This is a genomic window from Micromonospora sp. NPDC048909, from assembly GCF_040649635.1.
Classification (GTDB): Bacteria; Actinomycetota; Actinomycetes; order Mycobacteriales; family Micromonosporaceae; genus Micromonospora.
This window is the reverse complement of record NZ_JBEZFU010000011.1, coordinates 107,759-133,001: the sequence shown is the minus strand read 5'-3', so window position 1 is coordinate 133,001 and position 25,243 is coordinate 107,759. Positions and strand designations below refer to the sequence as shown.

Genomic DNA, 25,243 nt, shown 5'->3' with positions numbered 1-25,243 from the left:
GCGGGATGTTCGAGAAGGTGCTGATCGCCAACCGGGGTGAGATCGCGTTGCGGGTGCTGCGCGCCTGCCGCGAGCTCGGGGTCCGTACCGCGGTGGTCTACTCCGCGGCGGACGCCGACTCGGCCGCGGTCCGCCTCGCCGACCAGGCCGTCCGGATCGGACCGGCGGCCAGCCGCCGCAGCTACCTCAACGCCGCCGCGATCGTCGAGGCGGCCCGCCAGGTCGGCGCCCAGGCGGTGCACCCGGGCTACGGGTTCCTCTCCGAGGACGCCGACTTCGCGGAGATCTGCGCCGAGAACGGACTGACCTTCATCGGCCCGTCGCCGTCGGTGATGGCCGCGCTGGCCGACAAGTCCTCCGCCCGGGCCCTGATGCGCCGGGCCGGCCTGCCGCTGCCGGCGGGCAGCGTGGAGCCGGTGCCCACGGCGGCCGCGGCGGCCGAGGTGGCCGCGGACATCGGCTACCCGGTGATCGTGAAGGCGGCGGCCGGGGGCGGTGGCCGGGGCATGACGGTGGTCTGGTCCGCGGCGGAGCTGCCCCGGGCGTACGCGAAGACCCGGGCTGCCGCGCAGGCCGTCTTCGGTGACGACCGGGTCTACGTCGAGCGCTACCTGACCGAGGCCCGGCACGTCGAGGTGCAGGTGCTCTGCGACGGGCACGGCAACGGGGTGCACCTGGGCACCCGGGACTGCTCGGTGCAGCGGCGGCACCAGAAGCTGGTCGAGGAGGCGCCCGCCCCGGCGCTACCCGCCGGCGTCCTCGACTCGATCGCGGAGACCGCGCTGCGCGGGGCGCTCGAGGTCGGCTTCACCGGCGCCGGCACGCTGGAGTTCCTGGTCGACGCCGAGGAGCGGTTCCACTTCCTGGAGATCAACTGCCGGATCCAGGTGGAGCACCCGGTCACCGAGATGATCACCGGGATCGACCTGGTGCACGAGCAGCTGCACATCGCCGCCGGGGTCCCGCTGCGCTGGCGGCAGGACGAGATCCGGCTGCACGGGGTGGCGGTGGAGTGCCGGGTCAACGTGGAGGATCCGGAGCGCGACTTCGCGCCCACCCCAGGTCGGTTGGAGCGGTTCCTGCCGCCCGGTGGCCCGTTCACCCGGGTGGACACCCACGGCCGGCCCGGGTACGTGGTGGGCCCGCACTACGACTCGCTGCTGGCCAAGGTGGCCGTCTGGGCGCCGGACCGCGAGCTGGCGCTGAACCGGCTGGAACGCGCGCTCGACGAGTTCGACGTGACCGGGCCGGGCGTGCGGACCACCATCCCGTTCGTCCGGCGGGTGCTCGACGACGCCGGGTTCCGCAAGGGCCGCTACACCACCGGGCTGGTCGACCGGCTGCTCGCCGCCGGCGAGCACACCGCGACCACGAGCCAGGCCGGCGCGCACGAATCACCGCCGGCCCCGCCGGTGACCGCCACCTGTCCGCCGGCCACGGCCGGATCGTCCGCACCAAACAGGAGGACCCGATGACCGTCACCCAAGGCCAACCGCTGACCGCCGAGATCACCGACATCCTGGTGGCGCACTGCGGGTTGGACGCCGAGGCCGCCGCCCGCGCGCCGGCCGCCTCCCTGGAGGAACTCGGCCTGGACTCCCTCGCGCTGCTCGAACTCTCCGCGGTCGTCGCCGACCGGTGGCGGGTACAGATCCCCGAGCAGGCCGCGCAGCTGAGCATCCCGGCCGTGGCCAACCTGGTCGCCCGGCGCTCGGCGCAACCGGGGCACACCGAGAACAGCATCGTGATCGCCGCGCCGCTGCCGCTGGTCTGGGAGATCACCAACGACGTGCCGAACTGGACCGAGCTGTTCACGGAGTACGCCGTGGTGGAGATCCTGCACCGGGCCGGGAACACGGTGCGCTTCCGGCTCACCATGCACCCGGACGAGAACGGGGTGTCCTGGAGCTGGGTGAGCGAACGCGTCGCCGACCCGATCGCCCGGCAGGTGCACGCACACCGGGTGGAGACCGGGCCGTTCGAGTACATGCGGATCCACTGGCGCTACGCCGAGGAGCCCGAGGGGACCCGGATGACGTGGGTGCAGGACTTCGCGATGAAGCCGACCGCGCCGGTGGACAACGTCGGGATGACCGAGCGGATCAACGCCAACAGCGCCGTGCAGCTCGCGGTGATCAAGGAGCGGATCGAACGCCGGGTGCAGACCGGCGAGGCCGTGCCGGTCGGCGGGGCGACGGGAGCCGGCGATGAGTGAGCAGACCCTGCCCCTGATCGCCGCCCGGGACGTGCCGGCGGACCGGCGGCGCGGCGGCGAGCTGCGGGTGCTGCTCGGCCCGCGCACCGTCGGCAGCACCTCCGGCTTCATGGGGGTGGCCGCGTTGCAGCCGGGGGAGCGGATCGCCGAGCACTACCACCCCTACAGCGAGGAGTTCCTCTACGTGGCCCGGGGTGAGATCACCGTGGACCTGGACGACCGGCCGGTGCCGCTGGCCGCCGGCGAGGCGCTCTTCGTGCCGATCACCGTGCGGCACCGGCTGCGCAACACCGGCGACGAGCCGGCCGAGGTGGTCTTCCACCTCGGACCTCTCGCGCCCCGGCCGGACCTCGGCCACGTCGACACCGAGCTGGTCGAGCGGGGCGCGTCGTGACCGGGCGCCGCACGGTGGTGACCGGGATCGGCGTGGTCGCCCCGGGCGGCGCCACCCGGGACCGGTTCTGGAAGTCGATCACCGAGGGGCGGACGGCGACGCGGCGGATCACCTTCTTCGACCCGTCGCCGTTCCGGTCCCGGATCGCCGCGGAGTGCGACTTCGACCCGGTCGCCGCCGGGATCACCGAGGCCGAGCTGCGGCGCTCCGACCGCTACGTGCAGTTCGCGCTGGCCTGCGCCGACGAGGCGATCGCCGACGCCGGTCTGGCGCTCACCGACGCCGAGCGGGACCGCGCCGGGGTGGTGCTCGGCACCGCGGTCGGCGGCACCATGGCGCTGGAGCAGCAGTACGTCGCGGTCAGCGACGCCGGCCGGCGGTGGCTGGTGGACCCGGCCCGCGGCGGCCCCTACCTCTACCAGGCGTTGGTGCCTAGCAGCCTCGCCGCCGACGTGGCCTGCCGGCACGGCCTGCACGGCCCGGCCCAGGTGGTCTCCACCGGCTGCACCTCCGGGATCGACGCGATCGGGTACGCCCACCAGCTGATCGCCGACGGCGAGGCGGACGTGGTGCTCGCCGGCGCCGCGGACTCGCCGATCTCGCCGGTCACCGTCGCCTCGTTCGACGCGATCAAGGCGACCAGCCCGGACAACGACGACCCCGCGCACGCCTCCCGCCCGTTCGACGCCGACCGGCACGGCTTCGTGCTCGCCGAGGGCGCGGCGGTGCTGGTGCTGGAGGAGGCCGAGCGCGCCCGGCGGCGCGGCGCACACGTCTACTGCGAGGTCGCCGGGTACGCCAGCCACAGCAACGGCTACCACATGACCGGGCTGCGACCGGACGGGGTGGAGATGGCGCTGGCCATCTCCGCGACGCTGCGGCAGGCCCGGCTCGCCCCGGAACAGGTCTCCTACATCAGCGCGCACGGCTCCGGCACCCGCCAGAACGACCGGCACGAGACCGCCGCGTTCAAACGGGCGCTCGGCGACGCGGCGTACCGGGTGCCGGTCAGCTCGATCAAGTCGATGGTCGGGCACTCGCTCGGCGCGATCGGCTCGATCGAGATGGCCGCCTGCGCGCTCGCCATCGAGTTCGGGGTGGTGCCGCCGACCGCCAACTGGAGCACCCGGGACCCGGAGTGCGACCTGGACTACGTGCCGAACGAGGCGCGGGAGCTGCCGGTCGACGTCGCCCTCTCGGTGGGCAGCGGCTTCGGCGGCTTCCAGTCCGCGATGATCTTCCGCCGGCTGCCCGGGGCGGTGGCCGCGTGACCGCCCGGGCGGTGGTCACCGGGATCGGGGTGGTCGCCCCGAGCGGCATCGGCGCGGCGGCGCACTGGCGTACGGTGCTGGCCGGCACCCGGCGCACCGGGCCGATCACGCTGTTCGACCCGGCCGGCTACCCGACCCGGTTCGCGGGCGAGGTGACCGGCTTCGAGGCCACCGGATACGCGGCGAGCCGCCAGCTCGTGCAGACCGACCGGTGGACGCACCTCGGGTTCGCCGCCACCCGGCTGGCGCTGGCCGACGCCGGGCTGCCCGAGCAGGCCCCCGACCCCTACGGCTACGCGGTCACCCTGGCCAGTTCCTCGGGCGGCAACCTGTTCGGCCAGCGGGAGCTGCAACGGCTCTGGGGTGGCCCGTCGCGCACCGTCGGGGCGTACCAGTCGATCGCCTGGTTCTACGCGGCCAGCGTCGGCCAGCTCTCCATCCATCACCAGTTCAAGGGGCCGTGCGGGGTGCTGGTCAGCGAGGCGGCCGGTGGACTGGACAGCCTGGCGCACGCGGTCCGCTCGGTGCGCCGGGGCACCCCGGTGGTGATCGCCGGCGCGACCGAGTCCCCGTTGAGCCCGTACGCCCTGGCCTGCCAGCTGACCTCCGGCCTGCTCAGCGACGTCGCTGACCCGGAGCGGGCGTACCGGCCGTTCGACGCCGGGGCGAGCGGTTACCTGCCGGCCGAGGGCGGGGCGGTCTTCGTGGTGGAGGAGCTGGGGCACGCGCTGGCCCGTGGCGCGCGGGTCTACGGCGAGCTGACCGGTTGGGGGGCGACCCACGACGCGGCGCACACCGGCCCGCAGAGCGCCGGCGACCCGACCCAGTACGCCCGGGCGATGCGGCTGGCCCTGGACCGGGCCGGCGTCGGCGCGGACGCGGTGGACCTGGTGCTGCCCGACGCGCTGGGCGTGCCCCGCTACGACCGCACCGAGGCCAGCGCGCTGCGGTCGGTCTTCGGCGACCGGCCGCCCCCGGTGAGCACCGCGAAGCCCCTCACCGGCCGGGCCCACCAGGGCGGCGCCGCGCTGGACGTGGCCACCGCGCTGCTCGCCTTCCGGCATGACACGCTGCCCGCCTCGGCGGGCCCGGACGAGGTCGCCGCCGGCTGCGAGCTGGACTTCCTGCGCGAGCACCGACGGCCGCGCAGCCGGGTCGCGCTGGTCTGCGCGCGGGGATTCGACGGCTTCAACAGCGCGCTGGTGCTGCGTGGGGCGGCACCGTCGAGGGAGGACGAAGATGGCTGACGAACAGCGGGCCCGGGTGGTGTTCCTGGTACGGGTGCCGGCGGAGCGCACCGCGGCGTTCCTGGCGGCGTACGAGGCGATCCGGCATCAGGTGGCCGGCGGGGTGCCGGGGCACCTGGTGGATCAGGTGTGCCGCTCGTCGGCCGACCCGGAGCAGTGGTTGATCACCAGCGAGTGGGCGCGGCTGGCCGACTTCGAGGCGTGGGAGCGCAGCCCGGAGCACCGCGAGCTGGTCCGGCCGATGCGGGAGTGCTTCACCGACGCCCGGTCGCTGCGCTTCCACATCCACGCGCAGACCCCGGCGTTGGCCTGAGCGGGCGAGCCCGCGAGTGGGCGCGACTCAGCGGCCCAGGGCGACCTCGGCCAGGTAGACGCAGGTGCGTCCCTCGTGTGAGGAGTAGTAGCTGACCCACAGCAGGTCGTCGTGCCAGACCAGGCCGGGGTAACTGGTGTCGCCGCCGGAGGGCAGGGCGACCAGTTCGGTCAGCTCGCCCCGCTCGGTGTCGACGGCGCAGATCGCGGTGCGTACCGGGTCGTCGAGCAGTCGTACCCCGGCGAGCAGCCGGCCGTCCGGCAGTCGGAGCAGGGTCGGCCCGCCCACCTGGACGCCCAGGTCGGTCCACTCCCAGTCGCGGTACGGGGGCCGGGCCCGGCCGAGCTGGGCGGTGGCCGTCTCCCGGTCCCGGCGCAGCAGGCAGGTGGCGGTGCCGTCCGGGTCGAAGACCAGTCCCGACTCGTTCGGGTAGCCGCCGGCGAACAGGGTCGGCGCCACCGGGTGCAGGTCGAGGCCGTCGCCGCTGCGGTAGAGCCGGACGAAGCGCGGCTCCCGGGTGGCGTAGCCGACGCCGTACATGGCGCCGTCGTGCCAGGCCGCGCGCCACACCCAGACGTCCGGCTCACCGATCGGCGTCGGATCGCCCCAGCGGCGCCCGTCCCGGGAGACCCAGGCGACGGTCCGGAACTTCTTGGTGGCCTCGCCGGTCACGGCGGCGGCGAGCAGTTGCAGCCGACCGTCGGGGCGCGACACGAAGCGCGGGTCGCGCAGGTCGGTGTCGTCGCGGCGCAGTACCGTCGCGGAGCTCCAGGAGCGGCCGTCCGGGGAGCTGAGCACCCGGATCACCCCGTCACCGGAGACGTGTGTGCTGCCCTCGCGGAACGCGCAGAACCACCCGCCGTCATGCCGGACCAGGTCGGTGAAGGCGCTGTGCGGCGCGCTGTCGCCGATCCGGCGCACCGCCGTGACCTGGACGTCGGTGCTGCGGCCGATCGGTGACAAGGTCATGCGCGGCGGCCTCCTGGGGCGTCCGGTCCGGTCGACCACGCTACGGCGCGGGACCGTACGCCCGGGCGGCCCCGCGGAGAACGGCCGGCGAACATCCGGGAACCGCTTACTCTCCGGCCGGGCCCGGTCAGTCCGCCTGCGCCGTGCCCTGCGCCCGGTACGACGTGGCGAGCCGTTTCGGTGCGCGGTCGTACCAGGCCTCGACCATCAGCTCGGTCAGCTCGGTCAGCTCGATGCGCTCCAGCCGGACCAGCACCGCCGGATAGCCGTCGAAGTGCGGGGTGGTGAAGTAGACCTCGGGGTCGTCGGCGAGCAGCGCCTCCTTGGCGCCCACATCGGGCACCCGGGCGCCGAGGATCGGCCCGTCCGGGGCGGCGTCACCGAGGGCGGCCAGGTCGGCCTTGCGTAGCGGGCGCTCCCAGACGAACGGCTTGCCCCGCACCCGCCAGGCCGGCAGCCCGTCGTACGACCCGTGCTCGGTGGTCTCCGGCAGCGTCGCGGCGATTCGTCGCACGTCCTCCCAGCTGGCCATCGCCCCAGGGTACGGCCTCGGGGCGTCAGCGGGACGACGCCCACTCGGCCAGCACCTGGCCCAGCGCGTGCCGCGCCTCGGCCGTCCGTGCCGGGTCCGCGTTGTCCAGGTTGATCAGCGCCTTCCACAGCGCCCAACCGCGACCGCGCGCCCAGGTCGCCGGGTCGACGGCGAGCGCGTCCCGGAACACCGCCCGGCTCTCCTCGTCCAGCAGCGTCCAGGAGATGACCACGTCGCAGGCGGGGTCGCCGACCCCGCAGCAGCCGAAGTCGATCACCGAGGCGAGTCGCCCGTCGCGCACCAGCAGGTTGCCGTACGCGACGTCGCCGTGGAACCAGACCGGCGGCCCGGCCCAGGTCGCGTCGAGGGCGTCGGCCCAGATCGCGTTGGCCGTGTCGACCGGGATCCGCCCACCCAGCCGGTCGATCGCCCGCCGGGTGTCCTCGTCGTACGTGCTCAGCGGGGCGCCCCGCCAGGCGCTGTGCGCGCCGGCCACCGGCCCGCCGCTCGCGTCGACCCGCTGGAGCGCGGCGAGGAAGCCGGCCAGGGTGGTGGCGAACTCGGTCAGGTCGGCGATCCGGTCCCGCCGGGCGGTGCGCCCGTCGATCCATCGGTAGACCGACCACGGGTAGGGGTAGTCCGCAGCAGGCTCGCCCTGAGCCAGGGGGGTGGGCACGTCGAGCGGCAGTTGCGGCGCGAGCAGCGGCAGCCACCGCTGCTCCTTGACCACCTGGAGCGCGTACCCCTCGTCGCTGGGCAGCCGCACGGTCATCGCGTCACCCAGGTGGAAGGTGCGGTTGTCCCAGCCGCCCTCCTCGAGCGGGCGCACCGGCAGGTCGGCCCAGCGGGGAAACTGCGCGGCGACGAGCCGGCGTACCAGCGACACGTCGATGCGGTCGCGCAGCGCGACCCGAGTGGGCGGTGCCGTCCGGTCCTGGTCCATCCGTCCGAGGCTGGTCGGCCGGCCCCGTCCACGCAACCCGTTTCCGCCCGCCCCACCGGCCGCGGCACCGCGACCGCGGGACGTTGCCCGTGGTGGGGCGGCGTGGGGAGGATGGCGGGTGTGGACGTCGAGCACCGGGCTGAACCGAACGTGACCGACCTGCCGGCCGACGCGCCGCCGGCCTGCCTGGCCGACTACGCCGAGCGGGCCCGGGCGGTGCTCCCGCCGGACGTCTGGGACTACATCGACGGTGGCAGCGGCGCCGAGGTCACCCTGGGCGCCAACCGCGCCGCCCTGGACCGGGTCGCGGTGCTGCCCCGGGTGCTGCGCGGGGTGGAGGTTCCGGACCTGACCGCCCGGCTGCTCGGCCACCGGTACGCGATGCCGGTGGGGGTGGCGCCGATGGCCTACCAGCGGCTGGTGCATCCCGACGGGGAGCTGGCGCTGGCCGCGGCGGCCGGCGTGGCGGGCGTGCCGTACCTGGCCAGCACGCTGGGCAGCACCCCGATCGAGGAGGTGGCGGCGACCGGCGCGCCGGTCTGGTTCCAGCTCTACTGGCTGCGGGACAAGGGGCTCGTGCTGGACCTGCTGGCCCGGGTGCGGGACGCCGGCTGCCGGGCGTTGGTGGTGACCGTGGACGTGCCGGTGCTGGGCCGGCGCATGCGAGACCTGCGCAACGCGTTCCGGCTCCCGGCGCAGGTGGCCGCCGCGAACCTGCCCAACGGGCGGGACGACCTGGCGCACGGCGGCACCCCCGGGGTGTCCCAGCTGCGAGCGCGCTCCGGTGCGGCCTTCGCCCCGGCGCTGGGTTGGGCCGACCTGGCCTGGCTGCGGGAGCGGTTCGACCTGCCGCTGGTGGTGAAGGGCGTGCTCGACCCGCGGGACGCGCTCGACGCCGTACGGGTCGGCGCGGACGCGGTGGTGGTCTCCAACCACGGCGGCCGTCAGCTCGACGGCGCGCCGGCCAGCGTCACCATGCTGCCCGAGGTCGTCGACGCGGTCGGCGACCGGTGCGAGGTGCTGCTGGACAGCGGTGTGCGTGGCGGCACCGACGTGCTGCGGGCGCTGGCGCTCGGCGCCGCGGGCGTGCTGGTCGGCCGGCCGCTGCTCTGGGCGCTCGCCGCCGGCGGTCGGCCCGCCGCCGAAACCGCGCTGGACCTGCTCGCCACCGAGCTGCGCGACGCGCTGGCCCTGGCCGGCTGTCCCGATCCCGCGGCCGCCCGACAGTTGCGTACCGTCGCGTCGGGCTGACCGGACCGGTCGCCGTCACGACGGGTTGACACATCGCGTTCACCGGGTGGCAAAGCGCGACCGCCGCCGTTTCGGCGTCCTGGATGGACGGTCATAATGGGGCCCATGGTTGCCTGGGAGTACGCCTTGCTGGTCCGCCGCTATCAGGGGCAGGGTCGAAATTTCCACGTCTCGTTCGTCTGGTACGCCCCCGACGGGTCCCGTAAGGACATCACGGCGTACGGCGACACCGCGATCGCGCACCTCAACCGGGTCGGCCGGGACGGCTGGGAACTGGTCTCCGCCGCCGAGGACGTCAACAACGTGCAGGGCAGCACCGAGGTGCACCGCTACCACCTGAAGCGCCCGATCGCCTGAGCCGTCCGCTCAGCCGCCCAACTTCGGTAAACCTGCGGCTCACCACCGGTCGGCTGCCGTTCATCCCGCCGTGTTGCTAGTGCGGGGACCATTAACGTTCGCCGGGTTGATGAGTGGCGGGGAAGTTGTCGTACTGGTGGTGTTGGGTGTGGTTCGTGCCTCGCCGTCGGGATTCTGCTGCGCCGCGGGTGGTGTATCGCACGCTGCGCGCCCTCCGCAACCGTGCCCTAACCCCCTGATCGGCCCCCGTGGCGCCCGGCGATCACGCAGTTGTGGTGGTGGACGCACTCCGCGAAGCGGGACCGTCCGGGCACCACAACTGCATGATCAACAAGCGGGGCGGGGTGGGTCAGGTGAGGTCGACGGTGGGGTAGAGGGGGAAGCCGGTCAGGAGTTCGCTGGCCTGGCGGCTGATCTTGTCGGCGATTGCCGGGTCGAGCACGTACTTGGCCTTCGACGCGGTGCCGTCGGCGTTGGCGCCGGGCTTCGTCTGGCTGAGCACGGTGTGGATCAGCTCGGCGGTCTGGTCCATCTCGGCGGCGCCGAGCCCCCGGGTGGTCAGCGCGGGGGTGCCGATCCGGATGCCGGAGGTGTACCAGGCGCCGTTCGGGTCGTGCGGCACCGAGTTGCGGTTGGTGACGATGCCCGCGTCGAGCAGCGCCTGCTCCGCCTGCCGGCCGGTCAGCTCGTACGAGGTGACGTCGATGATCGCCAGGTGGTTGTCGGTGCCGCCGGTGACCAGGTTGGCGCCGCGGCTCAGCAGCCCCTCGGCGAGCGCCTGGGCGTTCGCCACGATCCGCTGGGCGTAGTCGGCGAAGTCCGGGCGGCGGGCCTCGGCGAGCGCGACGGCCTTCGCGGCCATCACGTGCGGCAGCGGGCCGCCGAGCACCATCGGGCAGCCCCGGTCGACCTGGTCGGCCAGCTCGGGCTGGCAGAGCACCATGCCGCCGCGCGGGCCGCGCAGCGACTTGTGCGTGGTGGTGGTGACGATGTGCGCGTGCGGCACCGGGTCGAAGTCGCCGGTGAAGACCTTGCCGGCGACCAGCCCGGCGAAGTGCGCCATGTCCACCATGAAGGTGGCGCCCACCGAGTCGGCGATCTCCCGAAGGATCCGGAAGTTGACCTTCCGGGGGTAGGCCGAGTAGCCGCCGACCAGGATCAGCGGCTTGAACTCCCGGGCGATCTCCGCGACCTTGTCGTAGTCGATGAGACCGGTCGCCGGGTCGGTGCCGTAGCTGCGCTGGTCGAACATCTTGCCGGAGATGTTCGGCCGGAAACCGTGGGTGAGGTGCCCGCCGGCGTCGAGCGACATGCCGAGCATCCGCTGGTTGCCCAGCTCCCGGCGCAGCGCGAACCAGTCCGCCTCGGTGAGGTCGTTGACCTGGCGGACCTGGGCCTTCTTCAGCGCCGGAGACTCCACCCGGTCGGCCAGCACGGCCCAGAACGCGACCAGGTTGGCGTCGATGCCGGAGTGCGGCTGCACGTACGCGTGCGCGGCGCCGAACAGCTCCCGGGCGTGCTCGGCGGCGAGCGCCTCGACCGTGTCGACGTTCTGGCAGCCGGCGTAGAAGCGGCGGCCCACGGTGCCCTCGGCGTACTTGTCGCTGAACCAGTTGCCCATGGCCAGCAGGGTGGCCGGGGAGGCGTAGTTCTCGCTGGCGATCAGCTTCAGCGACTCGCGCTGGTCACCCAGCTCGGCGGTGATCGCGTCGGCCACCCGGGGCTCGACGGCACGGATCACCTCGAGCGCGCTGCGGAAGGCGGTGGATTCGGCGTTCGGCGACGGCATGGAACCTCCAACTGGCGTACGGAAGGCCCAGGCGCTCGGCATGCGTCCTCATGACGGGGCCGCTCCCCGATGGTTCCCCATCCCCACGCGCCAGTCACGGCCCGCGCCGATCCTACCGGGTCGGCCGGGGCCGGCCAGGCCGACCTCGGCCGCGAGTCGGTCGCGGCCCGGGTGGTTGGGCGCACCTTGGCGGGGCACCGCCGAGGCGCTGCGCAACGAGCTGAAGGAGACCGGGGTCACGGTGACCTCCCTGATGCCCGGCCCGACCGACACCGAGTTCTTCGATCGGGCCCGGATGCAGGACACCCGGGTCGGCGCCGGCCGCAAGGACGACCCGCGGACGGTGGCCGAGCAGGGCTTCACGGCGTTGATGAAGGGCGATCAGACGGTGACCGCCGGCTCGCTGACGAACAAGGTGCAGACCGCGGTCGGCAAGATCGTTCCGGACAGGCTCAAGTCCGAGCAGCACCGGAAGATGGCCGAACCCGGCTCCGCCGACTGAACCTCCGGCACACGAGTGACGGGCCCGGCGATGCCGGGCCCGTCCACGTCGTCGAAGCCGCTCAGGCGGTGACCGCGTCCACCGCCTTCTTGATCGCCTTCGGGTCGGTCGGCTTGCGCGGCGCGTCGGCCCGCAGCGCGATCATCCGCTCGCCGATCTCCTGGAGCTGCTTGCGGCCGAGCGCCTCACGCACCTTGGGGAACCACTCCTGCTCCTCCTCCTCGACGTGGTGCAGGACGTTCTCGATCAGCACCGTGGTCTTGGCGTTGAAGTGCTCGTCCTCCGCCGTCATGGCGTGCAGCTCGGCGCAGAGCACGTCCGCCACGTGGTGCTCCTCGTACGACTCGAGGATGTCGTCCTCCAGGTCGGGCAGGAGCTTGCGGACCTCCGGGTACATCACCTCGTTCTCCAGGTAGGTGTGCACCGTGAGCGCCTCCACGATCTGCCCCACCAGCTTGCCCCGCTGGCTCGCCGGGCCCTCCTCGGCATCCTGGAAGGCCTTGAACAGGCGGCGCATCTCCTTGTGGTCCTCTTTCAGCAGGACGATGGCATCAGTGGACACCGGCGGACCTCCTCGACTGTGTCAGGTGATCGTCCGGTACCCCGGCACTGAACTGCGGAAACAACCGTCCCTCGAACGGGGTGGGGGCCCGGCGCCCGCGCGCCGGGCCCCCACCGTCATCCGTGCGATGTGGTCACTTCACCACGTTGTACGCGCTGACCATGCCCGCGCCGTAGAACGAGTTGCGCTTGCCCCCGGTGCAGGTGGCCGGGAAGCCGGGCCGCGGCTCCCAGACGCCCTCCTCGCACGGCAGCGCCTCCGCCGTCCGCTCGAGGAAGGACGCCAGCTGACCCGGCGTCATGCCCGGGTGGGCCGACAGGGCCAGGGCCGCGACGCCGGTGGCGTGCGGGCTGGCCATCGAGGTGCCCTGCTTCCAACCCCAGCCGTTGGTCCGCGTCGCCGTGTTGAAGGTGGTCGACAGGATCTGGTCGGTCGTGGTCGGGCTGACGCCCCCGGTACGGAAGCGGCTGTCACCACCGGGAGCGGTGACGTCCACGACGCCGAGGCCGTAGGAGGAGTAGTAGCTCTTCTTCCCGGTCGGTGCGACCGCCGAGACGGTCAGCACGCCCGGCGACTCGGCCGGCAGGTCGACGCAGGCGTTGTTGATCTCCCGAACCTCGGGGGTGCCGTTGTTCGGGCTGCCCGCGTCGACGAACTTGTGGGCCAGGTCGACGTTGGAGTTGCCGGCGGACGCGATGTTCAGCACGCCCTTGCTCTGCGAGTAGCGGATGGCCCGCTGCACGGCCTGCCACACCGGGCGCTGACGCGCGTCGTTGCGGCAGTTGAACTCCCACGGGTCGATGAAGTAGCTGTTGTTCGTCACCTGCATGCCGTGCTCGGCGGCCCAGACGAAGCCGCAGACCGCCGCCTCCGGGAAGATGTAGCCGTCGTCGTTGACCACCTTGACGGCGGCCACCTTGACGCCCGGAGCGACGCCGGTCACGCCGACGCCGTTCACGGCGGCGGCGATGGTGCCGGCCACGTGGGTGCCGTGGTCGGAGGTGGTCGGGTTCCAGGCCGCCTCGGTGGTGTCGGCGACCCCGCCGACGCAGGACGTGCTCTTGTCCTTGGCGATCTGGCTCGCGAGGTCGGGGTGGCTGCTGGAGATGCCGCTGTCCAGCACGCCCACCAGCACGTCGGGGCTGCCGGCGTTGATGGCGTGCGCCTGCGGGACACCGATCATCGGCATGTCCCACTGCTGGCCGAAGAGGGGTTCCTTGGTCGGGTCCGCGGTGACGTTCGGGGCGTCGGGTGCGGCGACCTGCACGGTCTCGCCCTCGTCGAGGGCGGTGCCCAGACCGGTGGTGGCGGCGACCGACTCGATTCCGGCGCCGGCCACCGCGGTGGCGAAGGCGGGGTTCGTCGAGCGGACGACGAGCACGCCGATCTGGTCGTAGCTGGCCACCACGGTGCCCTCGGCGGCGGCCACCCGAGCCACCGCCCGGTCCGTCCCGGCGCCCTGCGGCGCGAGGACCAGGAAGGTGTTCTCCGCGCCGGCGGCCGACGCCGCCGGCGCCACCCCCGCGGTCACGGCGAGACCGATGCCGAGCGTCAGCGCGGACGCGGCGGCGAGTGTCTTGCGACGGATCAACTTCACACAGACTCCCAGGGGCCGTTCGCCGCCGGTGCCGCGCCCCAGCGGTGCGGCACCGGCGGGAGGCGGACGGTATGCCGCCTCCGGTGCAACAGCGTCGGAGAATCAGTGTGGCGTTACACACACCTGCGCCCGCAGGACAAATGGCGTCAGACGGTGGCGATGGTGTGCGGGATCTCGTCGAGCAGCTCCCGGGCCAGGAACCCGATCCGGCCGTACTGCGGGACGAGACGTTGACCGCTGACCGCGTGGGCGAACGCCGCCCAGCAGGCGGCCTGCGCCGGATCGGCGCCGCGCGAGAGCAGCCCGGCGAGCAGCCCGGAGCGCACGTCGCCGCTGCCGGAGGTGCCCAGCCCGGCGTCGCCGCTCTCCTCCCGCCAGCTTCGCCCGTCCGGCGTGGCGATGTGCCCGTAGAGGGAGACCACCGCGTCGTACCGTGCGGCCAGCTCGGCCGCCTCGGCGTCCAGGTCGTCGCCCGGCTCCCGGTCGAGCAGGTGCTGGGCCTCGGTGATGTTGGGGGTGAGCACCACCGGCCGGCCGGAGCCGACCAGCAGCTCCGGTGAGTGGCTCAGCGCGCCCAGGGCGTACGCGTCGAGCACCAGCGGGGTCCGCGGCCCGGCCGCGTCGAGCACGACGTGCAGCAGCTGGCGGGTCTCCTCGATACCCCGCAGCCCCGGGCCGACGGCCACCACGTCCGCCGCCGCGACCAGCTCGGTGAGCTGGTCGTCCGGCCGTCCGGCCAGCGCGCCGCCGCTGGTCTCGGGCAGCCCCACCACGAGCGCCTCGGGCACCTGGATGCTGAGCGAGGCGGCGGTCGACTCGGCGGCGGCCAGTTGCAGCACGCCGGCGCCGGCCCGCAGCGCGGCGACGCCGGCCAGCAGGACCGCGCCGGGAGTGAACCGGGACCCACCGACCACCAGCACCGTGCCCCGGGCCTCCTTGCCCCCGGACGGTACGGGCAACGCCCAGTCGCGCAGCAGCGCCGGCGTGATCACCAGCGGGTCAGACCGGTTCGGCATGGACCTCGTCCTCCCTGGTCGGCCGGGCACCCTGGCGCCGCAGGTGGCCGACGTCGTTGAAATCGTCCAACGTCAACCGGCCGGAGTCGTCCGCGGACCAGCCGGTGACCGAACAGTTCGCGATCACGTACTGCCGGGTCAGCGCCATCAGCTCCTCCTCGGTCAGCCCCTCCACCAGGTAACGGACCAGGAAGACCAGCGCGTCGTGGCCGAACAGCAGCACCCGCTGGCCCTCGTGGTCGCGGCGCAGGTCACCGAGGAGCGCGCGCAGGCGCAGCGCCACGTCCGTCCAGGACTCCCCACCGGGTGGCCGGTAGTAGAACTTGCCCAGCCGGTTGCGTCGCTCCGCCTCGTCCGGAAAGCGGGCGACCACACCGTGCGGGGTGAGGCCGTCGAGGATGCCCAGCTCCCGATCGCGCAGCCGCTCGTCGCGGCTGTACGGCACCTCGGTGCCGGCCAGCGCCAGCTCGGCGGTGCGCACCGCCCGCAGGTACGGCGAGACCACCGCCACGTCCGGACGTCGCTCCGGCGGCAGCCCGGCGAGCCACCGTCCGGTGGCCCGGGCCTGCTCCTCCCCGGTCTCCGAGAGCGGCACGTCGGCGTCCCGGGGGGTCACACCGATCAGTTCCGCGCCGCTGGACTCGGCCCGCGTCGCGGCGACGTTCGCCGTGCTCTCCCCGTGCCGGACGATCCAGAGCGCTGCCAGTTCCGCCATGCGGCACCCGGTACCCGACGGTCGCCCCGGGCTAACCCGGCGCGGCGCGGCCGGCGGCGCGCGGCGAGCGTGAACCCGGGCGGCTCGGGTAAGCGCCGGGTCCACGAGAGCCGACAGGGGAGGTACGCCGTGGCGACCATGACCAAGGAACAGAAGAGCCCGGTGAAGGACAAGAACTACGACCTCATCCGGACGTTGCAGATGTCGTTGGAGCACGTCTACCGGATGGAGACGTACATCGCCGACGCCGAGCAGCGTGGCGACACCGAACTCGTGAACTGGTTCCGGGCGATCCAGGAGAACAACCGGAAGGCCGGTGACCAGGGCAAGCAGATGCTCATGGCCCGGATGCAGCAGGAACAGCGCTGAGGCGCGCGGGCGACGGCCGGGCGGGCGGCTGGCTCGCCCCGGCCGGCGTCCCCGGCCCGGGCGGTCGCCGGACACACTGCGGCCGTCCCGGTTGACCGCGCCGGAGGTCAGCGGCGGCTACGGTGTGAGGCGTGGCGACGGCGGGCGAGGAGATCCAGGTCGGGGAACGGGTCGTCCGGGTCTCCAGCCCGGACAAGCCCTACTTTCCCGAGCGCGGGCTGACCAAGCTCGACGTCGTCCGTTATTTCCTGGCGGTGGGTGACGGCATCCTGCGCGCCCTGCGGGACCGGCCGACCATGCTGGAGCGCTGGCCGCGCGGGGTGTTCGAGGGCGCGAAGATCGGCACCCGGCAGGACAACCGCGGCGACGCCTTCTACCAGAAGCGGCTGCCCGCGGGCGCGCCCGAGTGGGTGCGCACCGCACACATCACCTTCCCCAGCGGCCGCACCGCCGACGAGGTGGCGCCGAGCGAGCTGGCCGTGGTGATCTGGGCGGCCAACCTCGGCACGCTGCGCTTCCACCCGTGGCCGGTCTCCGCGAGCGACGTGGAGCGCCCCGACCAGCTCCGGATCGACCTGGACCCGATGCCGGGCGTCGGCTTCGAGCAGGTGGTGCCGGTGGCCCGGGAGGTGCGCGCGTTCCTCGCCGAGCTGGGCCTGACCGGTTACCCGAAGACCACCGGTGGGCGAGGGCTGCACATCTACCTCTCCATCGAGCCGAGGTGGGGCTTCGGCGACTGCCGGCGGGCCGTGCTCGCGCTGGGCCGCGAGATGCAACGGCGGCTGCCCGAGCTGGTCACCACGACCTGGTGGCGGGAGCAGCGGGACCGGCCGGTCTTCGTGGACTACAACCAGATGTCCCGCGACCACACCATGGCCTCGGCCTACTCCATCCGGCCGACTTCCCGGGCGCTGGTCTCCGCGCCGCTGGACTGGGCCGAGCTGGACGACGCTCGGCCGGAGGACTTCGACGTGGTCTCGCTGCCGGCCCGGTTCGCCGCACGCGGCGACCCGCACGCCGGCCTGGACGAGCGGCGCTTCTCGTTGGAGCCGTTGCTGGAGCTGGCTGACCGGGAAGGGCTGGAGGCGCCGCCCGAGCGGTGAGCGCCCGGCGGTGTCACGGCCAGGGGCTGCGCGCCCCGTCGAACTCCTCGAAGACCAGCCAGGTGCGGGTGGAGAGCACACCCGGGATGCCCTGGACCCGGCCGAGCACCACGTCGCGCAGCGCCGCGTTGTCCGGCGCCCGGACCAGCGCCAGCACGTCGTGGTCGCCGCCGAGCAGCGCGGCGTGCTCGATGTAGCGCACCTGGGCCAGCTGCGCGGAGACCTCCCGCCAGGTGTTCTGCTCGATCGTCAGCGCGATGTACGCCGACGTGCCCAGCCCGGCCGGTTCCGGCGCGACCTGGGCCCGGAAGCCGGTGATCACGCCGTCGCGCAGCAGCCGCTCCAACCGGGCGTACGCGTTGGTGCGGGAGATGTGGATGCGCTCGGCCAGGGTGCGCACCGAGGTGCGACCGTCCCGGACCAGCTCGTCGAGGATCCGCCGGTCCACCTCGTCCAGCACCCGGGCCGATCGTCCCGGCGCTGCCGCCGGCGTCGCCTCCGGCCCGGTCTCCTGGCTCACCGAACCGCCTCCTGCCTGCCATCCGTCCCGCGTTTGCGGTGGATCTTGAGTCAATCATCCGACAGCAGGAGCATAGGCCCACCACACGTCCAGGAGGTCCCCGCCGTGACGACCACACCCCAGGCGGTCCGCAGGGCATCCCCGCGCACCCGAAGGCCGGCCACCCCGACCGATCCGGCGCGCTCGCTGCTGCCGGCCACGGAACCGGTGCGCCTGCTCGACCCGACCGGCACCCCGCTGCCCGCCCGCACCGACTATCCGCAGCCGCCGGCCGACGTGCTGCGCGAGCTGTACCGCCGAATGGTGATCGGCCGCCGCTTCGACACCCAGTCGACGGCGCTGACGAAGCAGGGCCGGCTCGCGGTCTACCCGTCCTCCCGCGGGCAGGAGGCCTGCCAGGTCGGTGCGGTGCTCGCCGTGCGCGACAGCGACTGGGTCTTCCCGACCTACCGTGAGTCGATGGCGCTGGTCGCCCGGGGCATCGACCCGGTCGAGGTGCTGACCCTGCTGCGCGGCGACTGGCACTGCGGATACGACCCGGCGGCCCGGCACACCGCGCCGCAGTGCACGCCGCTGGCCACCCAGTGCGTGCACGCCGCCGGCCTGGCCTACGGCGAGACCCACCAGGGGCGGGACACCGTCGCGCTGGCCTTCATCGGCGACGGCGCGACCAGCGAGGGTGACTTCCACGAGGGAATCAACTTCGCCGCCGTGTTCAAGGCGCCGGTGGTCTTCTTCGTCCAGAACAACCGGTACGCGATCAGCGTCCCGCTGTCCCGGCAGACCGCCGCGCCGTCGCTGGCGTACAAGGGCGTCGGCTACGGGGTGCCCAGCGAGCAGGTCGACGGCAACGACCCGGTGGCGGTGCTCGCGGTGCTCACCCGCGCGGTCGCGCACGCCCGGGCCGGCAACGGGCCGTTCCTGGTCGAGGCGCACACCTACCGGATGGAACCGCACACCAACGCCGACGACCAGACCCGCTACCGCGACGGCGCCGAGGTCGAGGCCTGGCGCGACCGGGATCCGATCGCCCGACTGGAGACGTACCTGCGCGATCAGGGGGTGATCGACGACGACGCCGTCGCCGCGATCGCCGAGGAGGCCGAGGCGTACGCCGCCGACCTGCGGGTCCGGATGAACGCCCAGCCCACCGTCGACCCGCTCAGCCTCTTCGACCACGTCTACGCCGAGCCGACCCCACAGCTGGTCGAGCAGCGCGAGCAGGTCCGCGCCGAGCTGGCCGCGGCCGAGCAGGAGGGGAACGCCTGATGGCCACCACCATGGCGAAGGCGCTCAACGCGGCGCTGGCCGACGCGATGGCCGACGACGAGCGGGTGCTCGTCTTCGGCGAGGACGTCGGTGCGCTCGGCGGCGTCTTCCGGATCACCGACGGGCTCCAGGCCCGGTTCGGCGACAAGCGCTGCTTCGACACCCCTCTCGCGGAGGCCGGCATCGTCGGCTTCGCCGTCGGGCTGGCCATGTCCGGGCTGCGGCCGGTGGTCGAGATGCAGTTCGACGCGTTCGCGTACCCGGCGTTCGAGCAGATCGCCTCGCACGTGGCGAAGCTGCGCAACCGGACCCGTGGCGCGCTCAGCGTGCCGATCGTGATCCGGGTGCCGTACGCCGGTGGCATCGGCGGCGTCGAGCACCACTGCGACTCCAGCGAGGCCTACTACGCGCACACCCCGGGGCTGAAGGTGGTCACCCCGGCCACCGTCGCCGACGCGTACTCGCTGCTGCGCGAGGCGATCGCGGACCCGGACCCGGTGGTCTTCATGGAGCCGAAGAAGCTCTACTTCTCCGGCGCCGACACCGAGCTGCCCGCGCGCACCGAGCCGTTCGGCCAGGCGGTCGTCCGCCGGCCCGGCCGGGACGCCACCCTGATCGCGTACGGGCCGGCGGTGCCGGTGGCGATGGAGGCCGCCGAGGCCGCCAAGGGCGAGGGCTGGGACCTCGAGGTGGTGGACGTGCGCACCATCGTGCCGTTCGACGACGCCACCGTCACCGCCTCGGTGCGCCGCACCGGCCGCTGCGTGGTCATCCAGGAGGCGCCGGGCTTCGCCGGCGTCGGCGCCGAGATCGCCGCGCGGGTGCAGGAGCGCTGCTTCCACGCCCTGCACGCCCCGGTGCTGCGGGTCGCCGGTCTGGACATCCCGTACCCGGCGCCGATGCTGGAGCACACCCACCTGCCCGGCGTGGACCGGGTGCTGGACGCGGTCGCCCGGCTCCAGTGGGACGACCAGCCCGACCCGCGCTGGCTCCCGGCGACCCAGGGCAGCGCGGCATGACCGAGTATGTTTTCCTCCTGCCCGACCTCGGTGAGGGGCTGACCGAGGCGGAGATCGTCGAGTGGCGGGTGGCGGTCGGCGACATCGTGACCGTCGATCAGAGCGTGGTCGAGGTGGAGACCGCCAAGGCCGTCGTCGACGTGCCCTGCCCGTACGCCGGCCGGGTGGTGGCGCTGCACGGCGCGGCCGGTGAGGCCCGCCCGGTCGGCCAGCCGCTGATCACCGTCGCGGCGCTGGACGCCGACGCCGCGCCCGCGGGCGGCGGCGCGCCGGAGCCCGCCGGGCACGCCACCTACCGCGAGGAGGAGCGGGCCGGCTCGGGCAACGTGCTGATCGGGTACGGCACCGGGCACGGCCCGGGACGGCGGCGACGCCGCTCCCGGCTGGCGGTCGCCCCCGACCCGGCCGACGCGCCGACGCCCGCCGTTCCCGCCGCGGTCGCGCCGGTGGCCGGCACCGCCGTCAACGGCCCGGCGCCGCTGGTCATCTCGCCGATCGTCCGACGACTGGCCCGCGAGCACGGCCTGGACCTGGCCACCCTGACCGGCAGCGGCCCCGGCGGGGTGCTCCGCCGGGCCGACGTGGAGGCCGCCGTCGCCGCCGGCGCCCCGGGCCGGTTGGCCGCGGTGCCGGACCGGCCGGAGCCGGCGGCGTCCGCCCCGGCCGGCGCCGACGACCTGGTCATCCCGCTGACCGGCATCCGGAAGGCGATCGCCGACAAGCTCTCCCGCAGCCGGCGGGAGATCCCCGAGGTGACCATCTGGGTCGACGTGGACGCCACCGGCCTGCTGGAGACCCGGGCCGCGATCAACGCGGCGCGGCCGGAGCAGCCGGTGAGCATCCTGGCCCTGCTCGCCCGGATCTGCCTCTCCGGGTTGCGCCGCTATCCCCAGCTCAACGCCCGGGTGGACACCGAGGGGCAGCGGATCATCCAGTCCACCGGCGTGCACCTGGGCATCGCCGCGCAGACCGACCGCGGCCTGGTCGTGCCGGTGCTGCGCGACGCGCAGCGGCTCACCACCGCGGAACTCGCCGCGGAACTGGCCGCGACCACGGCCGCGGCGCGGGCCGGCACGCTGCCGCCGGCGCGGCTCACCGGGGGCACGTTCACCCTGAACAACTACGGCGTGTTCGGCGTCGACGGCTCCACCCCGATCATCAACCACCCGGAGGCGGCGCTGCTCGGGGTGGGCCGGATCGTGGACAAGCCGTGGGTGGTCGACGGGCAGCTCGCGGTCCGCAAGGTCGCCCAGCTCAGCCTCACCTTCGACCACCGGGTCTGCGACGGTGGCGTGGCGGGCGGCTTCCTGCGGCACGTCGCCGACTGCGTCGAGCAACCGGCACTGCTGATCGCGGCGGTCTGACACCCGCGCACGTCGCAGTCGCGGCCGGCAGGACGAGCCGGTCCGCTACCCCGGAAGAGCGTGATACCTCAGCGGCATCAATATGCCGCTGAGGTATCACGCTCTCAGGTATCGCGCCCCGCAGGCCGTGCCCCCGGTGGCGGACCGGACGTGCCGGGCCGCCACCGGAGACGGGTCAGCTGGCGCTGCCGCCCGTGGGCTCCAGCACCACCGTGGCACTGGCGGTCTGCGGCGGCACGCCCGGCTCGGTCGGCGCGTCGGTGTACTCCGCCACGAAGACGCCGGTCAGGTTGTCGGCGCCGCCGTGGCCGCCGTCGACGAACGTGGTGATGGTGCCGCTGCACCCGGAGGCCGTCGAGAGCGGGTGCCCGTGCTCGTCGTGGCCGAGGATGTAGGTCACCTTCACCCGCGTGCAGTCCACCGGCAGGTCGTCGGTGACCCGCACCTCGAACGCCACGGTCTGGCCGAACTCGAACGGCTGCCCCTCCACCGGGGTGACGAACTCCACGATCGGCGCCCGCGGCCCGATCAGCAGCGGCAGGGTGGCCGCGGCCGAGCGCCCCGTGCTGTCGGTGACCTTCACGGTCGGGGAGTAGGAGCCGTTGGCCTGGTAGGTCCACGTCGGGTTCGCCTCGGTCGAGTCGACCGAGCCGTCGGCGTTGAAGTCCCAGGCGTAGCGCAGCCGGTCACCGTCCGGGTCGACGGTCCCCGCGCTGGAGAAGTGGACGGTCAGCGGCGCCTGACCGGCGGTCGGGTCGGCGCTGATCTGCGGGATCGGGGTCCGGTTGCCCCGGACGAAGTCGATCCGGGACAGCTGCGCGTCCGGGTTCTCGGCGAAGTAGCCGTCGCCGTACTCGAGCACGTAGAGCGCGCCGTCCGGGCCGAACTCCAGGTCCATCGGGTTGTCCACCACCAGCGACGGTGCCACCGGCCGGATGTCGCGGACCTCGCCGCGGTCGTCGAGGCGGAACTCCTTGATGTAGTCCCGGGTCCACTCGTAGAACAGCGGCACCCCGTCGTAGTAGGCGGGCCACTTGGTCCGGGAGGTGTTGCGGCCGTCGTAGTCGTACGCCGGACCGCCCATCGGGCCGATCCCGCCGGTGCCGAGCTGCGGGAATTCGCCGGAGGCGGCGGACGGGTACCACACCTGCGGCGCCTCGACCGGCGGCAGCTTGCGCAGGCCGGTGTTGTGCGGCGACTCGTTGACCGGCTGGCGGCAGTTGAAGCGCTTGCCCGACGTGCCGGTGGCGAAGTCGTAGTCGATGTACGGCAGGGTCGGCGTCGCGCAGTACGGCCAGCCGTAGTTGGCGGGCTTGTCGACCACCATCCAGCGGCCGTGCCCCGCCGGCCCGCGGGCCGGGTTCGACGCCCCGGCGTCGGGCGAGTAGTCGGCCAGGTAGACGTCGTCGGTGCGGCGGTCGACGGCGAACCGGAACGGGTTGCGCAGCCCCATGGCGTAGATCTCCGGACGGGTCTTCGCGGTGCCCGGCTTGAACAGGTTGCCCGCCGGCACCGTGTAGCCACCGCCCGGCTTCGCCTTGATCCGCAGCAGCTTGCCCCGCAGGTCGTTGGTGTTGGCCGAGGTGCGCTGCGCGTCGAACGCAGGATTGCGGTCGGCCCGCTCGTCGATCGGCGTGTAGCCGTCGGAGAAGAACGGGTTGGTGTCGTCACCGGTGGAGAGGTAGAGGTTGCCCTTGCTGTCGAACTCGATCTGGCCGCCGACGTGGCAGCAGATGCCCCGGTCGACGGGCACATCGATGATCTGCTGCTCGGTGGCGAGGTTGAGCTTCATCCCCTCCAGCTTGAACCGGGACAGCCGCAGCGCGCCGCGGAACCGTTCCCAGTCGGCCGCCGTGCCGACCAGCGGCGCGTCACCCTCGTTGACGTCCGGGGTGGCCGGGTCGTCGACCGGCGTGTCCATCGGCGGGGAGTAGTAGAGGTAGACCCACTTGTTGCGGGCGAAGTCGGGGTCGATCGCGATGCCCTGCAGGCCCTCCTCGTCGTGCTCGTAGACCGGCACGTCGGCGGCGAGGGTGTTCAGGCCGGTCCGCGGGTCGTGGATGCGGACCTCGCCGGTGCGCGCGGTGTGCAGCACCCGCAGGTCGGGCAGGACGGCGAGACTCACCGGCTCGCCGGGAAAATCGTTGAGTGTCACCTTCTGGAAGCTGGAGTCCGGTGGCGCGGCGGCCGGTGCCGCCGCGACCGGCGTGGCCGGCGCGACGAGGCCGGCGCCGACCAGCGCCAGCGCGGACAGGAACGCGGTCCTCTTTCTCAAGGTGTCCCCCGGGGGTTGTGGGTCAGTAGCGGAGCGACGCGAGGTAGTCGAAGCCGACGCGGGCGGTGTCCAGGGCGTCGGCGGGCGTGCGCGGCGGGGTGCCGGCGTCGTCGCGCTCCACGATGTACTCCTCGATGCCGGCCTCCCGCTCGTGCGCGAAGATCCGGCCGAAGTCGATCAGGCCGTCGCCGAGGTCGGCGAAGCTGGCGTTGGTGTCCATGTCCTTGACGTGCACCTGCCGGATCCGGCCCCGGTGGGCGCGGATGATGTCGACCGGGTCGGCGGCGCCGCGCCAGGTCCAGAACAGATCGAGCTCGAAGTGGACCAGCCGCGGGTCGGTCTCACCGGTGAGGATGTCGAAGCCGGTCTGCCCGTCGGTCAGCGGCACGAACTCGAGCTGGTGGTTGTGGTAGCCGAAGTCCATCCCGGCCCGCTCGGCCATCCGGCCCGCCCGGTTCAGGTCGCGGGCGAGCGCCCGGTAGACCTGCGGGTCGCGGATCGGCTGCCCGGTCGAGTCCAGACCGAACCAGGGGTGCACGATCTTGCGGCAGCCCACGGTGTTGGCGTCGGCGAGGGCGCGCTCCCAGGTGTCGGCGTCGAAGGGCTGCGGGATACCGGTGTGGCCGGAGGTCGCCCGCAGGCCCGCGTCGTCGAGTGCGGCCCGGAACTGCGCCGCGGTCCGGCCGACGAAGCCGGCGTGCTCGACCCGGCGGTATCCGATCCGCCGCAGCGCGTCGAGCGTGCCGGGCAGGTCGGCGGCGAGCTGGTCGCGAAGGGTGTAGAGCTGGATGCTGATCCGGTCCACCGGCACCCGCCGTCGGCCGCCGCCGTTGCCGCCGCCCGACGAGGCGGAAGCAGCCTCGGCGCCGAACAGGCCGGCAGCTCCGACGGCCGCCGCGGAGACGGTCGCGGCCCGGAGCAGCCCGCGTCGGCTGACCGACTCGGGCGCCTCGGACTGCCCTGTGCTCTGGTCCATGGTGGTGTTCCCTCCCTGCCGGATGTTGCGGTCCGGCGGTTTCCGGGTCGACCGGCTGCCGCGCCCAGGCACGCCGGACCGGCCGGAGTGGGGCTCCGGCGCAACGGTCATGGTCGGCGTACGGGTGCGGGACGGGCCCAGGCGGGGCGCGCCACTGGCGGTGGGGCGGACAGCGAATCGACCAATGGGCAACTCTCTATCTGGTTCGTCACCGTACCCTTGTGACCGGTCGATGGCAAAGGTTCGCTGTGGGGAGCAGAACTTTCGCTGCCGCAGACAAAAGTCGGTCCAGGGGTGCTCGCCGCACTGGTCGGCGCGGGGACGCTCGTTGCCTCGTTGCCTCGTTGCCTCGTCCGACGGCCGGCGAGGCGCGCGCCGCGCCCGCTCCGGCGCCGGCGTTCGGTGCGCGGTACCGGCGGTCCGGCACACCGGGCGGTACGGCCGAAACCCGCCCGGCGAGGTGCGGGTGGGTGCGGACCGGATGGCGGTGTCGCGCCGGGTCGGGGGCTGGCGCTACCGGTCGCCGAGCCCCAATGTCGGCCGGCCCTCACTTTTGCCGACCATTCGGCGCAGCTCGGCGAAATGGCACCGCTAATTGCTTCGCCCTTTATTCGTGAATTGCGTGGGGATGCGTGCAGGGCTGGAGAGAATGTGGCGGAGGGGAAGCAGAAAACG

The 25,243-nt window shown here is 73.4% G+C and carries 25 protein-coding genes and 1 riboswitch; of the genes, 14 read left to right on the top strand and 11 right to left on the bottom strand.

The features are described 5' to 3' along the window. Positions 1-5: 5 nt before the first annotated feature. Genes AB0C04_RS25970 through AB0C04_RS25945 form a run of 6 tightly spaced genes read left to right on the top strand, consistent with a single transcriptional unit; the run spans position 6 to position 5,440 of the window. A complete protein-coding gene (locus tag AB0C04_RS25970; RefSeq protein ID WP_357059086.1) occupies positions 6-1,475 on the top strand; it encodes an acetyl-CoA carboxylase biotin carboxylase subunit in 1,470 nt (489 codons plus the stop codon). Further along, positions 1,472-2,215 (top strand): SRPBCC family protein, encoded by a 744-nt coding sequence (locus AB0C04_RS25965; protein WP_357059083.1) that lies wholly within the window; start codon positions 1,472-1,474, stop codon positions 2,213-2,215. Before AB0C04_RS25970 ends, AB0C04_RS25965 begins: the two co-directional genes overlap by 4 nt. Then, positions 2,208-2,609 carry a cupin domain-containing protein gene (locus AB0C04_RS25960; RefSeq protein ID WP_357059074.1) on the top strand — a complete coding sequence of 134 codons (402 nt, stop codon included), beginning with the start codon at positions 2,208-2,210 and terminating at the stop codon, positions 2,607-2,609. Before AB0C04_RS25965 ends, AB0C04_RS25960 begins: the two co-directional genes overlap by 8 nt. After that, a complete protein-coding gene (locus AB0C04_RS25955; protein ID WP_357059071.1) occupies positions 2,606-3,880 on the top strand; it encodes a beta-ketoacyl-[acyl-carrier-protein] synthase family protein in 1,275 nt (424 codons plus the stop codon). Before AB0C04_RS25960 ends, AB0C04_RS25955 begins: the two co-directional genes overlap by 4 nt. After that, on the top strand, positions 3,877-5,127 hold the full coding sequence (locus AB0C04_RS25950; protein WP_357059068.1) for a beta-ketoacyl synthase N-terminal-like domain-containing protein: 1,251 nt from the start codon (positions 3,877-3,879) through the stop codon (positions 5,125-5,127). The genes AB0C04_RS25955 and AB0C04_RS25950 overlap by 4 nt, the downstream gene beginning before the upstream one ends. Continuing rightward, the gene (locus AB0C04_RS25945; RefSeq protein WP_357059065.1) at positions 5,120-5,440 is read left to right on the top strand and encodes an antibiotic biosynthesis monooxygenase family protein; all 321 of its coding nucleotides are present in this window, start codon (positions 5,120-5,122) and stop codon (positions 5,438-5,440) included. Before AB0C04_RS25950 ends, AB0C04_RS25945 begins: the two co-directional genes overlap by 8 nt. A gap of 27 nt (positions 5,441-5,467) precedes the next feature. Here the strand turns inward: AB0C04_RS25945 and AB0C04_RS25940 are convergent, their stop codons facing one another. The 3 genes from AB0C04_RS25940 to AB0C04_RS25930 form a co-directional block, all read right to left on the bottom strand. Further along, a complete protein-coding gene (locus tag AB0C04_RS25940) occupies positions 5,468-6,409 on the bottom strand; it encodes a sialidase family protein (RefSeq protein ID WP_357059062.1) in 942 nt (313 codons plus the stop codon). Positions 6,410-6,536: 127 nt separating this feature from the next. Beyond that, on the bottom strand, positions 6,537-6,941 hold the full coding sequence (locus AB0C04_RS25935) for an MmcQ/YjbR family DNA-binding protein (RefSeq protein ID WP_357059059.1): 405 nt from the start codon (positions 6,939-6,941) through the stop codon (positions 6,537-6,539). 25 nt (positions 6,942-6,966) lie between these two features. Continuing rightward, positions 6,967-7,884: an aminoglycoside phosphotransferase family protein gene (locus tag AB0C04_RS25930; RefSeq protein WP_357059056.1), complete on the bottom strand. Its 918-nt coding sequence runs from the start codon at positions 7,882-7,884 to the stop codon at positions 6,967-6,969. Between the two features lie 150 nt (positions 7,885-8,034). Between AB0C04_RS25930 and AB0C04_RS25925 the strand changes: the two genes are divergently transcribed. Next, positions 8,035-9,135: an alpha-hydroxy acid oxidase gene (locus AB0C04_RS25925; RefSeq protein WP_357059341.1), complete on the top strand. Its 1,101-nt coding sequence runs from the start codon at positions 8,035-8,037 to the stop codon at positions 9,133-9,135. A gap of 96 nt (positions 9,136-9,231) precedes the next feature. Beyond that, entirely contained in the window at positions 9,232-9,492 is a 261-nt protein-coding gene (locus AB0C04_RS25920) for a hypothetical protein (protein ID WP_350876297.1), read from the top strand. Between the two features lie 349 nt (positions 9,493-9,841). On the opposite strand, the gene AB0C04_RS25915 is transcribed toward AB0C04_RS25920, so the two are convergent. Next, positions 9,842-11,281, bottom strand: a complete 1,440-nt coding sequence (locus AB0C04_RS25915; RefSeq protein WP_357059052.1) for a glycine hydroxymethyltransferase — start codon at positions 11,279-11,281, stop codon at positions 9,842-9,844. Between the two features lie 18 nt (positions 11,282-11,299). Further along, positions 11,300-11,389: riboswitch (ZMP/ZTP riboswitch) on the bottom strand. A gap of 67 nt (positions 11,390-11,456) precedes the next feature. Here AB0C04_RS25915 and AB0C04_RS25910 point away from each other — a divergent pair. Beyond that, the gene (locus AB0C04_RS25910; protein ID WP_357059049.1) at positions 11,457-11,783 is read left to right on the top strand and encodes a hypothetical protein; all 327 of its coding nucleotides are present in this window, start codon (positions 11,457-11,459) and stop codon (positions 11,781-11,783) included. Positions 11,784-11,844: 61 nt separating this feature from the next. Here the strand turns inward: AB0C04_RS25910 and AB0C04_RS25905 are convergent, their stop codons facing one another. From AB0C04_RS25905 to AB0C04_RS25890, 4 genes are all read right to left on the bottom strand, one after another. After that, on the bottom strand, positions 11,845-12,345 hold the full coding sequence (locus AB0C04_RS25905) for a hemerythrin domain-containing protein (RefSeq protein WP_357059046.1): 501 nt from the start codon (positions 12,343-12,345) through the stop codon (positions 11,845-11,847). 133 nt (positions 12,346-12,478) lie between these two features. Continuing rightward, the gene (locus tag AB0C04_RS25900) at positions 12,479-13,942 is read right to left on the bottom strand and encodes a S8 family serine peptidase (protein WP_357059043.1); all 1,464 of its coding nucleotides are present in this window, start codon (positions 13,940-13,942) and stop codon (positions 12,479-12,481) included. 146 nt (positions 13,943-14,088) lie between these two features. Continuing rightward, on the bottom strand, positions 14,089-14,958 hold the full coding sequence (locus AB0C04_RS25895) for an NAD(P)H-hydrate dehydratase (protein ID WP_357059040.1): 870 nt from the start codon (positions 14,956-14,958) through the stop codon (positions 14,089-14,091). Continuing rightward, complete coding sequence (locus AB0C04_RS25890) at positions 14,942-15,673, bottom strand: histidine phosphatase family protein (RefSeq protein ID WP_357059037.1); 732 nt, start codon at positions 15,671-15,673, stop codon at positions 14,942-14,944. The genes AB0C04_RS25895 and AB0C04_RS25890 overlap by 17 nt, the downstream gene beginning before the upstream one ends. A 138-nt stretch (positions 15,674-15,811) precedes the next feature. Between AB0C04_RS25890 and AB0C04_RS25885 the strand changes: the two genes are divergently transcribed. Both AB0C04_RS25885 and AB0C04_RS25880 read left to right on the top strand, forming a co-directional pair. After that, the gene (locus tag AB0C04_RS25885; RefSeq protein ID WP_357059339.1) at positions 15,812-16,042 is read left to right on the top strand and encodes a hypothetical protein; all 231 of its coding nucleotides are present in this window, start codon (positions 15,812-15,814) and stop codon (positions 16,040-16,042) included. Positions 16,043-16,173: 131 nt separating this feature from the next. Beyond that, a complete protein-coding gene (locus AB0C04_RS25880; protein WP_357059034.1) occupies positions 16,174-17,145 on the top strand; it encodes a DNA primase small subunit domain-containing protein in 972 nt (323 codons plus the stop codon). Between the two features lie 13 nt (positions 17,146-17,158). On the opposite strand, the gene AB0C04_RS25875 is transcribed toward AB0C04_RS25880, so the two are convergent. Further along, on the bottom strand, positions 17,159-17,665 hold the full coding sequence (locus AB0C04_RS25875) for an Lrp/AsnC family transcriptional regulator (protein ID WP_357059031.1): 507 nt from the start codon (positions 17,663-17,665) through the stop codon (positions 17,159-17,161). 72 nt (positions 17,666-17,737) lie between these two features. On the opposite strand from AB0C04_RS25875, the gene pdhA reads away from it, so the two are divergent. The 3 genes from pdhA to AB0C04_RS25860 are packed head-to-tail and all read left to right on the top strand — an operon-like array spanning position 17,738 to position 21,317. Further along, on the top strand, positions 17,738-18,934 hold the full coding sequence (pdhA, locus tag AB0C04_RS25870; protein WP_357059336.1) for a pyruvate dehydrogenase (acetyl-transferring) E1 component subunit alpha: 1,197 nt from the start codon (positions 17,738-17,740) through the stop codon (positions 18,932-18,934). After that, the gene (locus AB0C04_RS25865; RefSeq protein WP_357059333.1) at positions 18,931-19,953 is read left to right on the top strand and encodes an alpha-ketoacid dehydrogenase subunit beta; all 1,023 of its coding nucleotides are present in this window, start codon (positions 18,931-18,933) and stop codon (positions 19,951-19,953) included. Before pdhA ends, AB0C04_RS25865 begins: the two co-directional genes overlap by 4 nt. Then, a complete protein-coding gene (locus AB0C04_RS25860) occupies positions 19,950-21,317 on the top strand; it encodes a dihydrolipoamide acetyltransferase family protein (RefSeq protein ID WP_357059028.1) in 1,368 nt (455 codons plus the stop codon). Before AB0C04_RS25865 ends, AB0C04_RS25860 begins: the two co-directional genes overlap by 4 nt. Positions 21,318-21,492: 175 nt before the next feature. Here AB0C04_RS25860 and AB0C04_RS25855 read toward each other — a convergent pair whose 3' ends face one another. Both AB0C04_RS25855 and AB0C04_RS25850 read right to left on the bottom strand, forming a co-directional pair. Next, positions 21,493-23,592 carry a PQQ-dependent sugar dehydrogenase gene (locus AB0C04_RS25855; protein WP_357059025.1) on the bottom strand — a complete coding sequence of 700 codons (2,100 nt, stop codon included), beginning with the start codon at positions 23,590-23,592 and terminating at the stop codon, positions 21,493-21,495. Between the two features lie 22 nt (positions 23,593-23,614). Then, a complete protein-coding gene (locus AB0C04_RS25850) occupies positions 23,615-24,568 on the bottom strand; it encodes a sugar phosphate isomerase/epimerase (RefSeq protein WP_357059022.1) in 954 nt (317 codons plus the stop codon). Between the last annotated feature and the right edge of the window lie 675 nt (positions 24,569-25,243).

Excerpts from the sequence above, each read along its gene's own strand:
- AB0C04_RS25965 (WP_357059083.1), top strand. The coding sequence starts at position 1,472 with ATGACCGTCACCCAAGGCCAACCGCTGACCGCCGAGATCACCGACATC.
- AB0C04_RS25850 (WP_357059022.1), bottom strand. The coding sequence starts at position 24,568 with ATGGACCAGAGCACAGGGCAGTCCGAGGCGCCCGAGTCGGTCAGCCGA.
- AB0C04_RS25860 (WP_357059028.1), top strand. The coding sequence starts at position 19,950 with ATGACCGAGTATGTTTTCCTCCTGCCCGACCTCGGTGAGGGGCTGACC.
- AB0C04_RS25915 (WP_357059052.1), bottom strand. The coding sequence starts at position 11,281 with ATGCCGTCGCCGAACGCCGAATCCACCGCCTTCCGCAGCGCGCTCGAG.
- AB0C04_RS25890 (WP_357059037.1), bottom strand. The coding sequence starts at position 15,673 with ATGGCGGAACTGGCAGCGCTCTGGATCGTCCGGCACGGGGAGAGCACG.
- AB0C04_RS25945 (WP_357059065.1), top strand. The coding sequence starts at position 5,120 with ATGGCTGACGAACAGCGGGCCCGGGTGGTGTTCCTGGTACGGGTGCCG.
- AB0C04_RS25885 (WP_357059339.1), top strand. The coding sequence starts at position 15,812 with ATGACCAAGGAACAGAAGAGCCCGGTGAAGGACAAGAACTACGACCTC.
- AB0C04_RS25935 (WP_357059059.1), bottom strand. The coding sequence starts at position 6,941 with ATGGCCAGCTGGGAGGACGTGCGACGAATCGCCGCGACGCTGCCGGAG.
- AB0C04_RS25940 (WP_357059062.1), bottom strand. The coding sequence starts at position 6,409 with ATGACCTTGTCACCGATCGGCCGCAGCACCGACGTCCAGGTCACGGCG.
- AB0C04_RS25920 (WP_350876297.1), top strand. The coding sequence starts at position 9,232 with ATGGGGCCCATGGTTGCCTGGGAGTACGCCTTGCTGGTCCGCCGCTAT.
- AB0C04_RS25930 (WP_357059056.1), bottom strand. The coding sequence starts at position 7,884 with ATGGACCAGGACCGGACGGCACCGCCCACTCGGGTCGCGCTGCGCGAC.
- AB0C04_RS25960 (WP_357059074.1), top strand. The coding sequence starts at position 2,208 with ATGAGTGAGCAGACCCTGCCCCTGATCGCCGCCCGGGACGTGCCGGCG.
- AB0C04_RS25895 (WP_357059040.1), bottom strand. The coding sequence starts at position 14,958 with ATGCCGAACCGGTCTGACCCGCTGGTGATCACGCCGGCGCTGCTGCGC.
- AB0C04_RS25970 (WP_357059086.1), top strand. The coding sequence starts at position 6 with ATGTTCGAGAAGGTGCTGATCGCCAACCGGGGTGAGATCGCGTTGCGG.